Genomic DNA, 13,436 nt, shown 5'->3' on the forward strand with positions numbered 1-13,436 from the left:
GATGCGGCAGCGGGCGGGCGCAGGCCCGACCGCGGGACGATAGCGGGGAGGGGCATGGGCATTCTCTGGGAAAGTTCGTTTGGCGCCTTCTTGGTGCTCACCGTCCTGCTGGGCGGCGGCGGCGCCTGGATGACGGGCAGGGCGATCGCGCGCGGATGGAAGCCGATCGGCATCCTGTTCTTCTATATGGCGCTCCTGACCTGCGGCATCCGGTTCCTGCAGTTCGCGCTGTTCCACGGCACGCTGCTGTCGGCGCATTACTGGGTCGTGACGTATATCATCTATCTGATCGCGAGCCTTGCGGGGTGGCGTTACACCCGCACGCTTCAGATGACGACGCAATATAGCTGGCTCTACGAGCGCTCCGGCCCGTTCTCGTGGCGGGAGAAGGCCGGCGCCTGAGCCGGCGAACGGGATCGTCCGGCGGTCCCCATGACGATACCGCCGGACGTTGAAACGCGGCACTATGCCGTCAAGGCGGGCTTCAGGCCCGCCCACTGCCAAGAACCGATTTTCGTCTTATCCAGAGGGAGTTATGGGAATGAAGAAGGTTCTGCTGGCTGGCGCCGCCCTGGCGTTCAGCACCATTCTTTCGAGCGCCGCGTGGGCCGATATCCTGATCGCCACCGAGGGCCCGATGACCGGCCAGTACGCCTCGTTCGGCGCGCAGCTGAAGGCGGGCGCCGAGCAGGCGGTCGCCGACATCAACGCCGCCGGTGGCGTGCTCGGCGAGAAGCTCGTTCTCGAGATCGGTGACGATGCCTGCGATCCGAAGCAGGCGGTCGCGGTCGCGAACCAGCTCGCCTCCAAGGGCGTGAAGTTCGTCGCCGGCGCGTTCTGCTCGGGCTCCTCGATCCCGGCGAGCGCGGTCTATGCCGAAGAAGGCATCATCATGATCTCGCCGGCTTCGACCAATCCGAAGTTCACGGACGAGCGCCCCGGCGACATGATCTTCCGCGTCTGCGGTCGCGACGACCAGCAGGGCCAGGTGGCCGGCAAGTTCCTTGCCGATCACTTCGCCGGCAAGAAGATCGCCATCCTGAACGACAAGTCGGCTTACGGCCTCGGCCTCGCCGAAGAGACCCGCAAGTACTACAACGAAGCCGGCGGCAAGGAAGTCCTCTGGGAGGCCTATACCGCCGGTGAAAAGGACTACACCGCGCTCGTCTCGAAGATGAAGCAGGCGGGCGTGCAGGTCGTCTATATCGGCGGCTATCACACCGAAGCCGGCCTGATCCTGCGCCAGATGCGCGAGCAGGGCATGGATGCCGTCGTCGTGTCGGGCGATGCGCTCGTGACGGACGAGTACTGGGCGATCACCGGCAAGGCCGGCGAAGGCACCCTGATGACGTTCTCGCCGGATCCGCGCAAGAACCCGGAAGCCGCGCCGATCGTCGAGGAGTTCCGCAAGAAGGGCATCGAGCCGGAAGGCTACGTGCTCTACACCTATGCCGCGATCCAGGCGTGGGCCGATGCCGTGAAGGCTGCCGGCACGACGGATCTGGAGCCGGTGGTGAAGGCGCTCTCCAGCGGCGACTTCAAGACCGTTCTCGGCGACCTGAAGTTCGACTCCAAGGGCGACGTGACGATGCCGGGCTACGTCATGTACGAGTGGAAGGACGGCAAGTACGACTACTTCAAGAGCTGATCGCGTGATCCCGGCGGCTGAGCCGGGGACACCGTAGCGCCGGAACCGAGTTCCGTCCGGGCTTCCAAGGCTCGGACGGCCGTAACCGGCGCAGGCTCCTGAACCGCGATAGAAGCCGGCGATCAGGCTGATCGGCCGTCGCTTCGAACGGGTCAGTCAATGACGAAAAGCCCCGGGTCAAACCGGGGCTTTTCGATTCTCGCGATGGGCATTCGACCTCCGGCGCATCGATGTTCCCCGCCTCTCGTGTGGTCTTTCGACCGTCGCCCCTTCCCGCGCGTGCAACGAATGGTCATATCTCGACGTTCGGACGGCAGCTTCCGTCTAGAGCATATCCCGTGCAGATCGAACCGATCTGCACGGGATATGCTCAAGGTTTTGAATCTGGAGCGATTTTCTGTCGACCCGATGAGTCCATCAGATCGGAAAGCGCTCTAACCGGAGAATCGAGATGTCCTTCGTCCCCGCTCTTCGCGCCGCACGCCGTCTGGGTGCTGCCGCACTGATCGGTCTGGCCGTCATGACGGCCGGGGCTTCGGCCGAGGCCGGCGCGATCTACGATCGCATCAAGTCCAGCGGCAATCTGGTGATCGGTCTGGAAGGCACCTATCCACCGTTCAACGCCATGGACGAGAGTGGACAGCTCGTCGGCTTCGAGGTCGATTTCTCGCGTGCGCTTGCGAAACAGATGGGTCTCAAACCGGTCTTCAAGCCGGCGAACTGGAGCGGTCTTCTCGGGGCGCTGCAGTCCGGCCGCGTCGACGTCGTCATCAATCAGGTCGCGGCGACGCCCGAACGGCAGAAGATCTTCGACTTCTCGATTCCGTACTCCTATTCCGGCATCCAGATCGTCGTGAAGAAGGGCAATCCGGACAACATCTCCACACCGGACACCCTGGCGGGGAAGAAGGTGGCCGCGGGCCTCGGCACCAACTACGGCCAGTGGCTCGTCAAGAACGTGCCCACGGCGCTGCCGCAGACCTACGACGACAATGTCACGCCCTACCGCGACCTTGCAGCCGGCCGCATCGATGCCGTGCTGAACGACCGGCTGGTGGTGGCCGATATCGTGAAGAAGACCGGCGATCAGTTCGAGATCGTCGGCGCGCCGTTCGATCCGCAGGGGTCGTCGGTCGCGCTGCCGAAAGACCCCGAACTGCTTTCGGCGATCGACGACGGCATCCGCGCGCTGCAGGCGAACGGTGAGCTCAGCGCGATCTCGCAGAAGTGGTTCGGCATCGACGTGACGAAGCAGCCCTGAGCCGGGAGGGCCGGCACCATGGACCTCGGCCTCGGGCCTTCGCTCGACCTCGTCTACCAGTCGTTGCCGTTCCTGCTGACCGGGGCGCTCTACTCCATCGGCCTCGGGGTCGCCAGCATGGCGATCGGGCTGGTGATCGCGTTCTTCGTCGCGATCATCCGCCTCCAGAGCGTGCCGGTGCTGTCGCAGGTGGCGCGGTTCTATGTGTCCTTCATCCGCGGGACACCGCTGCTGGTGCAGCTTTTCCTGATCTATTACGGGCTGCCGCAATACGGCATCACGCTCGATGCGCTGACGGCGGCCCTGATTGGCTTCTCGCTCAACATCGGCGCCTATTGCTCGGAGATCCTGCGCGGCGCCATCGGGGCCGTCGACCATGGCCAGTGGGAAGCCGGCACGGTGATCGGCATGACGCGGTGGCAGACGTTGCGCCGTGTCATCCTGCCCCAGGCGGCGCGCACCGCGCTTCCGCCGCTCGGCAATAGCTTCATAGCGCTCATCAAGGATACGTCTCTCGCCGCTACCATCCAGGTGCCCGAGTTGTTCCGGCAGGCGCAACTGATCACGGCGCGGACATTCGACATCTTCGCGATGTATCTGGCGGCCGCGGCGATCTACTGGATCTTGTCGACCGGGCTCGCCTTCTGGCAGGAGCGCTTGGAAATCCGTGCCAACCGGCACAGCCGGAGGGCCGGATCATGAGCATGATCGAGGTGAAAAAACTCAGCAAACGCTTCGGCGACACAGAGGTGCTGAAGCGGATCGACCTCAGCGTCGACGAGGGCGAGGTGGTGGCGATCGTCGGCCCGTCCGGTTCCGGCAAGACCACGCTGCTGCGGTGCCTGAACTGCCTGGAGACACCCTCCGGCGGAACGATCCGCGTCGGCGACATCGTGATCGACGCCGACCGGCCGCTTAAGGCGCAGAAGGCGTTGGTGCGCGCGCTGCGGCTCGAAGTCGGGTTCGTGTTCCAGAACTTCAACCTCTTTCCGCACCGGACCGCACTGGAGAACATCATCGAGGGGCCGGTGATCGTGAAGAAGGAGAACAGGGCCGCGGCGATCGAGCGGGCGAGAGCGCTGCTCGCCCGCGTCGGCCTCTCCGACAAGGCCGACGCCTATCCGAGCCGGCTTTCCGGCGGCCAGCAGCAGCGTGTCGCCATTGCACGGGCGCTTGCGATGGAGCCGGACGTGATCCTGTTCGACGAGCCGACCTCGGCGCTCGATCCGGAGCTCGTCGGCGAAGTGCTGGCGACCATCCGCGATCTTGCCGCGGAAAGGCGGACGATGCTGATCGTGACGCACGAGATGAGCTTCGCCCGCGATGTCGCGGATCGCACCGTGTTCGTCGACGGCGGCGTGATCGTTGAACAGGGCCCGTCGCGGGCCTTGTTCGACAACCCGCGCGAAGAACGCACGCGGCGCTTCCTCGGCAAGTTTCTCGGGGATCGCGAACTGGAAGGTGGCGGGGCGGTTTCAGGTCCGTAGCGGCTGCTGCATGGTTGAACCGCGAAGCCGCCCGGAAAGAGGTGGGCTGGTCTCATTCTCCCCGTGTCGTCGGGAGGGAGGGCCATGCGCCGTGTCGGCCTTGCGCAGTGCGGGCTTTGCTCCGTGTTCTGCGCTTCGGAGGATGTCATGCGACGGGGACCGCTGAATCTCATTACCGATGTCGCCGGGATCGCCGTCGGCAACGCCCAGCACGAGGGGCTGAAGTCCGGCGTGACGGTGGTCATGGGCGAAGCGCCGATGGTCGCGTCGGTGCTCGTCATGGGCGGTGCGCCCGGAAGCCGGGAAACCGATCTCCTGGCGCCGGAACAGACGGTGCAGGCGATCGATGCGGTGGTTCTGTCCGGCGGCTCGGCCTTCGGGCTCGATGCGGCCTCCGGCGTGCTGGCCTGGCTGGCGGAGCGGGGCCGGGGGTTCGCGGTCGGGCCGGCGCGGGTGCCGATCGTCCCGGGTGCGATCCTGTTCGACCTTCTGAACGGTGGCGACAAGGCATGGGGCCGGTTTCCGCCCTATCGGGAACTTGCTTACGACGCCGCCGTTTCGGCGCGCAGCGGCGCGTTCCCCCTCGGTTCGGTCGGTGCCGGGACCGGAGCGCTCGTTGCCGGGCCTCAGGGCACGATGAAGGGCGGGCTCGGGTCCGCATCGGTCGTGCTGCCTAACGGCGCCACGATCGGCGCGATCGCCGCGGTCAACGCGCTGGGCTTCGCGACCGTCGGCGACGGGCCGCATTTCTGGGCGGCGCCGTTCGAGGAGGGAGCGGAGTTCGGTGGCCTCGGCTTCCCGGCTGTCGTGCCGCCGGAAGCGCGGGCACCGCGCACCAAGTCCGTCGATGGCGCGGGCTGGAACACGACCATCGCGATCGTCGCAACCGATATGGCGCTTTCCAAGGCCGAGGCGCGGCGGCTGGCGACGGCGGCTCACGACGGCTTCGCGCGTGCGTTGTGGCCGTCCCACACGCCCTATGACGGCGACGCGGTGTTCGCGCTTTCGACGGGCGTGCGGCCCCCGCCCGAAGGGCACGACGTCGTCGTGCTTTCGGCAGCGGCGGCAGCGGTGATGGCGCGTGCGATTGCCCGGGGCGTCCATGCCGCGACACCGGCGCCGGGCGACCTCGCAGCGTGCTGGTCGGCGCTGTTCGGGACCTCCGCCTGAGCCCACGGCCGTCAATCAGATGGATTCCGAAGACGTCCGGGCTATCCGCCGAGCGTTATTGACCGGCATCAATTCCTTTTGTCTGCGCCCGTGAAACCGTTGATTGCGTTCGGTGAGCAGAGGCAAGAATATGCCGCTGTCGAGCGGGCGTCTGTCGCCGGTTAGTCGATGCAGAGGCGATTTTGCCGGCAATATGGATGCTCGGCGCCGTATATCGGCGGTCGGGTTAGACTAAAGTATAAGCTGCCTCGACCGGAAAATATTATCGGCGTTGCCGGCGCGCCGGGCGCCTCGCGATCAGCGCGCCATCTGACGTGACAAATTCGGACACAAGAAACAAGAAAACGGGAGAACGCTCATGTACCGCCACATTCTCATTCCCACGGACGGTTCCACCCTCTCGCTCGCGGCGGCGCAGAAGGCGCTTGAGTTCGCCCGCGATGCGGTCGCGAAGGTGACGGTGCTGACGGTGGTCGAGCCGTTCCACGTGTTCACGTCCGACACGGAGCAACTGGAATCGACCGCGGAGGAGTACGAGCGGCAGGCCGGGCGCGCCGCCGGAAGCCACCTCGCGGACGTCGCCCTCAAGGCCGAGGCGATGGGCGTGGCGTGCGACACGGTGCAGGTCGTGAGCGATGAGCCCTATCAGGCGATCATCGATGTCGCCTCGCAGAAGGGGTGCGACCTGATCGCGATGGCCTCCCACGGGCGCCGCGGCCTCGCCGCTCTGGTGCTCGGCAGCGTCGCGGTCAAGGTGCTGACCCACTCGACCATTCCGGTGCTGGTCTATCGCTGAGCGCTGTCCGATCGGAAGGGCCCGTCGGATCGAGAAGAAGCCGCTCCAGGTTGAAAGGCCTGGACATGTCCCCGTCGCCCAGATCCGCTCTGGAGGGGATTTGCTTCAGTGATCGTTGCGTCCGGGCCGAAGCGGTCCGGACGGCTCGAAATCGCGTCCGCGGGCGGTGAAACCGGGCGTTCCGGCGCCTCCGCCCGCATCCCCGATCCGGGTCAGGGGTGTTCCGCCTCGAAGTCCTCCAGCGAGATGTCGAACCGGGAGAGGCCTTCCTCCAGATAGTCGGCGAGCAGCGGTATTCCGAGGAGATAGGAGGCGGTGCGGCTGTTGTGGGCGCGGGCGGCCTCCTCGCGCAGTTCCTGCCAGCTGTCGAAGTCGTCGTCGCCGCGACCCAGCCACGTCAGGGCCACCAGGTCGATCTGCTCGTCCTCGTTGAGCGCGCGGATGAAGCCGATCAGCTCCGACCGGACCGGATCGTCGCCATGGTCCTCCAGCACGTCGGTCATGCCGTCGTCAGCCGCGTTGGAGCCGGAATCAGGGTCGGCCGCGGCATCCTTGACGTCGAACTCGCGCGCGCGGGTCACCACGAAGAACACCGCTTCCGGCGAGATCGTGAGATCGTCGGACGAGAGCAATCCTTCTGCGACGACAGCCATGAGATTTCTCCTTGAAAGAGCCTAGAGCATAACCCGTTCAGATCGGATCGATCTGAACGACAAGGATATGCCCAACCTTTTGAATCTGGAGCGATTTCTTGTCGATCTGATGATTCCATCAGATCGGAAAGCGCTCTAGCGGCACGCGCCGAGTTTCAACCGACAGCCTACCCGTCGGCCCTCGGGGCTGAAACCTGAGATACGTCGGGCAAACTCGAATGCAAGCCAGGCCGTTCCCGATTGGAATGGTGCGGGCGCCCGTTGATATCGATTAGGGCGCGTCGCCATGCCCCCGCTATTCTCAGACGGATGCGCAGCCGGGCAGGCTACGGGCCGGCCGGGCTCGCGCGGCGAGGCTGCCCACCGTTCCGGCCGCCGTCTCGGCGGCGACAGCGTGCCCCCGGGCTGAACGGAATGTGCGCATGGCCCGCGAGAATAGTGCGCCAAGTGGGCGCGGGCTGACGCATACTTGGCGGCGGGTGGTTGCGCGGCCGGCATGATGCTGCGGCCGCAGAACTGCGAGGGAACCGCGGATGCCTCAGGACGGACTACCGCTGACCGGTTGGCTCGACGGCCTGCGCAGGGCGCAGGCGCTGATGATGGACGGCATCCGGTGCCGCCAGGCGAGGGCCTATGACTGGCTCGGCCTCGGCCCGAACGAGCATCCCTATGACGTCGTCGCCTCCGGGCCGTTCTGGCGCCTGCGCCGCTATTCCGGCGGCGAGGGCGGCGTGCCCCTGCTCATCGTGCCGTCACCGATCAAGCGGCCCTATATCTGGGATCTGACGCCCGCGCTGAGCGCGGTGCGAAGCTGCCTCGATGCCGGCTACGACGTCCACCTGATCGACTGGCGGCCGCCGGAAGAGGGACAGGGCGACATCGGCATGAGCGAATTCGCCCGCGCCATCGCCGCGTGTGCGGCAGCGGCCGGCGATGGCCGGACGGAAGCTCCCGTCGTGTTCGGACATTCGCTCGGCGGAACGCTTGCCGCGATCGCCTGCGCCGCGGCGCCGGATGCTGCGCGTGCGCTCGTCCTGCTCGCCTCGCCGCTCTGCTTCGAACCGGCCTCGACCTCCTTCCGAGACGTCCTCGTCTCGCTGGTCCCGCCGGACTGGGAAGAGGACGACATCGTCGCCGGATCTTCGCTGTCGAATCTCAGTGCCGCGGTGTCGCCGACCACGTTCGTGTGGTCGCGGTGGCTGGATGCGGCCCGCAGCGTGTCCGACCCGCCGGCATTCGAGATCCACGCCCGAATCTCGCGCTGGGCGCTCGACGAGGTGGCGGTTCCGGGCGTGCTCATCACCCAGATCATCCAGAGCCTCTACCGGGACGACCGCTTTCATGCCGGGACATTGTCCGTGGGCGGGCGCAAGCTCGGCCCTCGCGACCTGCGCGTGCCGCTATTGTGCGTCGTGAGCACGGCGGATGAAATCACGCCCCGTGCTTCGGTCGAGGCGTTCATGCAAGCGATGGAGCCCGGTACGCTCGGCATCATTGAGCACGAACCCGAAACCGGAGTCGCGCTTCAGCATCTGGCGATCCTCGCCGGACCTCATGCCCATGAAGAAGTCTGGCCGAAAATTTTCGCCTGGTTGCGGCAGCTGCCGCCGGGCGGCAGGGGCGCAGACTGAAAGACGCCCCGCTGCTTCAAGCCGGAGGAATGAAGGCCTGCTGGATCTTCTGGAACGCCGGCAGGCTTTCGCACCGCGCGCCGTGAGCGGCGAGCGCGGGCCTCGTCGCCGCATCGAACAGCGCCGGGTGCCCCTCGCGCAGGAAGCGCAGCGCACAACCGAGCGCGATGTCGGCATGGCCGATCTTCTCTCCGAACAGGAACGGCCCGGTCCGGGCGGCGCGTTCGGCTTCGAGGGCATCGAGCACCGCGGCCACCTGGCCGCGGCAGCGCTCGATCCAAACCTGCGACGTCGTCTCGTGCAGCACGCGCTCGTAGATCAGCGCCACGGCCTTGTCCGAAAGCCCGGTCGAAAGCGACACGATCTTCAGGGCTTTCCGACGTTCCGGCCCGGAGGGGGCAATCATCGCCGCTTCGGGACCGACGCGCTCGTCGAGATAGTCGGCGATGGCCGCGCTTTCGATCAGCACCTCGCCGTCGTCGAGCACGAGCGTCGGGACCCGCCGCAACGGGTTGTAGCGCGCGAGTTCGTCCGCGTTGCGGAACACCGAGAGCGGGCTGTGATCGTAGGCGATCCCGTAGAGTTCGAGCGTGATGCCGATGCGGCGGACGAACGGGGAATCGAACTGGCCGATCAGGAGCATGTCGCAAGACTTTCTTGAAGCGCAGGAGGTGCGGCGGCGGAGAGCCGGCACACCGGATCAGATATCGAGATCGTGGGCGAACTGGGCGTGTTCCTGGATGAAACGGAACCGCGCCTCGGCGCTCGTGCCCATCAGGCGCTCGACCGCGGCAACGGTTTCGGCAGGATTCTCGGCGTCGACCTCGACCCGGAGCAGCGTACGGGTCTTCGGATCCATCGTCGTCTCGCGCAACTGATGCGGCAGCATCTCGCCGAGACCCTTGAACCGGCCGATGTCGACCTTGCCGCGCTTGTCGAACACGTTGGCGATCATGTGCTCGCGCTCGGCATCGTCGCGGGCATAGAGGGTCCGGGCGCCCTGGGTGAGCCGGTAGAGCGGCGGAGCCGCCAGGAACAGATGCCCGTTGCGGATCAGTTCCGGCATCTCGCGATAGAAGAACGTGACGAGCAGCGAGGCGATGTGGGCGCCGTCCACGTCGGCGTCCGTCATCAGGATCACGCGCTCATAGCGGAGGTCCGTCTCGCGATAGGCCGAGCGGGTGCCGCAGCCGAGCGCGGTGATAAGATCGGAAAGCTGCTGGTTGGCGCCGAGCTTGTCGCGACCGGCGCTGGCGACGTTGAGGATCTTGCCGCGCAGCGGCAGGATCGCCTGGTTGGAGCGGTTGCGCGCCTGCTTGGCCGAGCCGCCGGCCGAGTCGCCCTCGACGATGAAGATCTCGGTGCCGCTGGCGGCGTTTGTCGTGCAGTCTGCGAGCTTGCCCGGCAGTCGCAGGCGGCGCGTCGGCGAACGGCGGGCGACTTCCTTCTCCTGGCGGCGGCGGATGCGGTCCTCGGCCTTGTCGGCGATCCGGTCGATCAACGCCGTGGCACGCTGCGGGTCGGCCACCAGCCAGTGCTCGAACGCGTCGCGCACCGCGCCCTCCACGATGCGGGCGGCATCGACGGTTGCCAGTTTCTCCTTGGTCTGGCCGACGAATTCCGGCTCGCGGATGAAGACGGCGAGCAGGGCGCCGATGGAGGTGCCGACGTCCTCCGTGGTGATGTTGGCGGCGCGCTTGTTCTGCGTGCGTTCGGCGTGGGTCTTGATGCCCTTGATCAGGGCGGTGCGCAGCCCCTGCTCATGGGTGCCGCCGTCGACGGTCGGGATGGTGTTGCAATAGGACTGGACGAAGCCGTCGTCCTCGACGAACGCAACGGCCCATTCCACCGCACCGTGGCCGCCGGAGCGGCCGGTGCGGCCTGCGAACGTGGTGTCGACCACCCGGTCGATCCCGGTCAGGCGATCGCCGAGATAGTCGGCGAGACCGCCGGGAAAGCGGAAGGTCGCCTCCGTCGGGACAGGATGGGCCGGTTCGATGCGGTCCAGGGCACACCGCCAGCGGATCTCGACGCCCGCGAACAGATAGGCCTTGGAGCGGGCCATCGCGAACAGCCGCGACGGCTGGAAGTGCGCATCGGCGCCGAAGATCTCCGGGTCGGGCAGGAATCGCACCGTGGTGCCGCGCCGGTTCATCACTTCCCCGGCCTCGACGAGCGGGCCGACGGCCTTGCCGCGGGAAAAGCTCTGGCGATAGAGACGCCGCCCGCGTGCCACCTCGACATCGAGGCGCACCGACAGCGCGTTGACCACCGAGACGCCGACGCCATGCAGGCCGCCGGAGGTTTCATAGACCTTGGAATCGAACTTTCCGCCGGCATGAAGCGTGGTCATGATGACCTCGAGCGCCGAGCGGTCGGGAAAGCGCGGATGCGGATCGACGGGAATGCCGCGCCCGTTGTCGGTAACGGCAAGGGAGCCGTCAGAACCGACCTCAACCTCGATCCAGGTGGCGTGGCCGGCGACGGCCTCGTCCATGGAGTTGTCGATCACTTCGGCGAAGAGGTGATGCAGCGCCTTGGAGTCGGTGCCGCCGATATACATGCCCGGCCGGCGCCGCACCGGCTCCAGTCCTTCGAGGACCTCGATGTCCGCTGCGGTGTAGCCGGCCTCTCCGGCCGCCTGGCGCTGGCGAGCCGCCTCCGCGCCGGCGGCGCGGCGTTCGGCGCGCCGGGCCGGAGCAGGTTCGGCCTCGGCGGCCCGCGGTGCCGGAGTGGGCGCCGGTGCGGCGAAGAGATCCTCGTCGTTCATGGTCGTTTCGAAAGTCCCAATCGTTGATGCAGGCGCCCCGCAGGCGACATTGGCGTATGCGCCGGAATACCGACGGCGCTGGAATTTCCTGCGCCCCAACTCATCCGCACCCGAATCGCGGGAAGTGCGAATCGGGCATGGGACCGCCGGTTCAGTTTGCCATGGCCGCAGGGGCGAGCGCGAGCCTCGTTCCCGACCTGTTCCGCCGCGGGGCAGTCCGAAAGGCGGATTCGAGCCTTCTCGCCTTATAGGCCGGAAGCGCCCTCTCGCGAAGCGACTCGTTGTCGGCGTGTGCCCGGCGGGGGCGGGGCGCGGCGGAGCGGGCTGCGGAACGGGATGCGGGAAGCGGCGGAATCGCCCCGGCACGTCTGCGGGCTGTGGTGCCGCGGCAACAGTCTGCGGAGACCCTGCATCGCCCGGGCCATGATGGGCATCCGCGCCGCCTTTCAGCCACAAACGACCGCGAACCCTCTAGCGTGTTAACGATTGAGAACGGAACGTGCCCGTCCTCGGTCACTGCGTGGCGTAGCGGCGGTAACCGTCCGTTCACCGGAATTCGGCGTGCGATGGCGTGTGAAATGACAACGCAACAGGACCTTAACGGTGGTCGGAGCCGAATGGCGCCTGTCGCCGGCAAGACGTCGGCGCGGCATTTCGGACGGACATTCGGTGGGTACGTCGGAGCTTTCGATACGGGTCTCAGGATTGCCGGAAAGCCGGTGGACAATGCTTTCCGGGCTCCAGTGGGAGCTGAGGCGTCTTACGACGGCACTGCAGCAGCTGCTGCGACCGTTGCCCGGACTTCGAGCGGATATCTGAGGGACGGATGTCTGGGGCTCGCGTTTCGTGGGGCTGCGGTTGCGATGGAGCGGTTGAGGTCGGGTCGTCGTCACGTGCGAATCGAAGGTCTGCCGGATGCAGGGCGGCGCAGTTCCGCCCGTCCTCCCGCTGCAGGCCTTCCATGGGTGAAAACTGCCATGCGTGTGGTTGAGTTCCGTCTGGCTATGGCTGTTATGCTCGGAGTTTGCGGGCTCGGGGCAACGGTGCCCGCGTGGGCGCTCGATGCCAACGCGCCGCCGAGCGTCGAGGAAGACGGCACCCCGGCGGACGTGTTCCGCGCGGGCACCAAGGCTTATTTCTCCGGCGACAAGACTGCGGCTGTGAATGCGTTCGGTTATGCCGCCGACAAGGGACATCCGGTCGCCCAGTGGAAGCTCGGCCGGATGTATCAGGAGGGCGACGGTGTCGCCGAGGACGACTACAAGGCGTTCGAGCTGTTCACCGAGGTTGCCAACGCCCACGCCGACGATGCTCCGAACTCCGCCCAGGCGCCCTTCGTCGCCAATGCGTTCGTCGAGCTCGGCAGCTATTATCTCAACGGTATCAAGGACAGCACGATCACGCCGAACGTGGAACGGGCGCGGGAGCTGTTCACCTACGCCGCATCCTATTTCGGCGATGCGGATGCGCAGTACCGGCTCGGCCGGCTCTATCTGACCGGCGCGCCGACGACGGCGACCACGGCGGTCGCCTCCGCCGCCAGCAACGTGACGGCGCCGGAGACGGTGACGGTCACCGGACGTGACCCGCGGCTCGCGGCGCGCTGGCTGAAGCTCGCCGCCGAGAAAGGCCACCCCGAAGCCCAGGCGCTGCTCGGCAAGATGCTGGTCGACGGCTCCGATATCCGCCGCAACGTTGTCGCGGGACTGATGTGGCTGACCGTCGCGCGCAGCTACGAGGTGCAGAACGACGCCGACGACTGGATTCGCTCGGCCCAGGAGGAAGCCTTCTCGCTGGCGACCGAGAAGGAGCGCCATCGGGCCACGGAGCTGGCCCGGTCCTGGATCGCAAGCAACGCCAACCGCCATCAGTGATGCGGCCGCCGGTGCTCGGCGCGGTCCATCCCTTGCAGCATCTCAGACGCCCGAGATAGCCCGCACCCGGTACGGCTTGGACGACCTGAACGATGTGGAATATCGCGGCGGCCTCAAAGGGCCGCCGTTGTCGTTTCCGCATGCCG

The 13,436-nt window shown here is 66.7% G+C and carries 12 protein-coding genes; 9 read left to right on the forward strand and 3 right to left on the reverse strand.

What is annotated here, in order from left to right:
- The first annotated feature begins 54 nt into the window (after positions 1-54).
- From BUF17_RS01480 to BUF17_RS01510, 7 genes are all read left to right on the forward strand, one after another.
- Entirely contained in the window at positions 55-402 is a 348-nt protein-coding gene (locus tag BUF17_RS01480; RefSeq protein ID WP_073625432.1) for a DUF6867 family protein, read from the forward strand.
- Positions 403-541: 139 nt separating this feature from the next.
- Entirely contained in the window at positions 542-1,648 is a 1,107-nt protein-coding gene (locus tag BUF17_RS01485) for a branched-chain amino acid ABC transporter substrate-binding protein (RefSeq protein WP_073625433.1), read from the forward strand.
- Between the two features lie 451 nt (positions 1,649-2,099).
- The gene (gene tcyJ / locus BUF17_RS01490) at positions 2,100-2,909 is read left to right on the forward strand and encodes a cystine ABC transporter substrate-binding protein (RefSeq protein WP_073625434.1); all 810 of its coding nucleotides are present in this window, start codon (positions 2,100-2,102) and stop codon (positions 2,907-2,909) included.
- 18 nt (positions 2,910-2,927) lie between these two features.
- Positions 2,928-3,611, forward strand: coding sequence for a cystine ABC transporter permease (gene tcyL, locus BUF17_RS01495; protein WP_073625435.1), 684 nt, complete (start codon positions 2,928-2,930; stop codon positions 3,609-3,611).
- Between the two features lie 2 nt (positions 3,612-3,613).
- On the forward strand, positions 3,614-4,396 hold the full coding sequence (gene tcyN / locus BUF17_RS01500; protein WP_073625436.1) for an L-cystine ABC transporter ATP-binding protein TcyN: 783 nt from the start codon (positions 3,614-3,616) through the stop codon (positions 4,394-4,396).
- Positions 4,397-4,543: 147 nt separating this feature from the next.
- Entirely contained in the window at positions 4,544-5,566 is a 1,023-nt protein-coding gene (locus BUF17_RS01505) for a P1 family peptidase (protein WP_073625968.1), read from the forward strand.
- A 358-nt stretch (positions 5,567-5,924) separates the two neighbouring features.
- Positions 5,925-6,362 carry a universal stress protein gene (locus BUF17_RS01510; protein ID WP_073625437.1) on the forward strand — a complete coding sequence of 146 codons (438 nt, stop codon included), beginning with the start codon at positions 5,925-5,927 and terminating at the stop codon, positions 6,360-6,362.
- 212 nt (positions 6,363-6,574) lie between these two features.
- Here BUF17_RS01510 and BUF17_RS01515 read toward each other — a convergent pair whose 3' ends face one another.
- Positions 6,575-7,015, reverse strand: coding sequence for a DUF3775 domain-containing protein (locus BUF17_RS01515; RefSeq protein WP_073625438.1), 441 nt, complete (start codon positions 7,013-7,015; stop codon positions 6,575-6,577).
- 533 nt (positions 7,016-7,548) lie between these two features.
- On the opposite strand from BUF17_RS01515, the gene BUF17_RS01520 reads away from it, so the two are divergent.
- Positions 7,549-8,646, forward strand: a complete 1,098-nt coding sequence (locus BUF17_RS01520; RefSeq protein WP_073625439.1) for an alpha/beta fold hydrolase — start codon at positions 7,549-7,551, stop codon at positions 8,644-8,646.
- A gap of 16 nt (positions 8,647-8,662) precedes the next feature.
- Here the strand turns inward: BUF17_RS01520 and BUF17_RS01525 are convergent, their stop codons facing one another.
- A complete protein-coding gene (locus BUF17_RS01525; RefSeq protein ID WP_073625440.1) occupies positions 8,663-9,289 on the reverse strand; it encodes a glutathione S-transferase family protein in 627 nt (208 codons plus the stop codon).
- A 57-nt stretch (positions 9,290-9,346) separates the two neighbouring features.
- Positions 9,347-11,416, reverse strand: coding sequence for a DNA topoisomerase IV subunit B (parE, locus tag BUF17_RS01530; protein WP_073625441.1), 2,070 nt, complete (start codon positions 11,414-11,416; stop codon positions 9,347-9,349).
- A 1,004-nt stretch (positions 11,417-12,420) separates the two neighbouring features.
- Between parE and BUF17_RS01535 the strand changes: the two genes are divergently transcribed.
- Complete coding sequence (locus BUF17_RS01535) at positions 12,421-13,290, forward strand: tetratricopeptide repeat protein (protein ID WP_244530729.1); 870 nt, start codon at positions 12,421-12,423, stop codon at positions 13,288-13,290.
- Positions 13,291-13,436 lie beyond the last annotated feature (146 nt).

It is taken from the genome of Pseudoxanthobacter soli DSM 19599 (genome assembly GCF_900148505.1).
Lineage (GTDB): Bacteria > Pseudomonadota > Alphaproteobacteria > Rhizobiales > Segnochrobactraceae > Pseudoxanthobacter > Pseudoxanthobacter soli.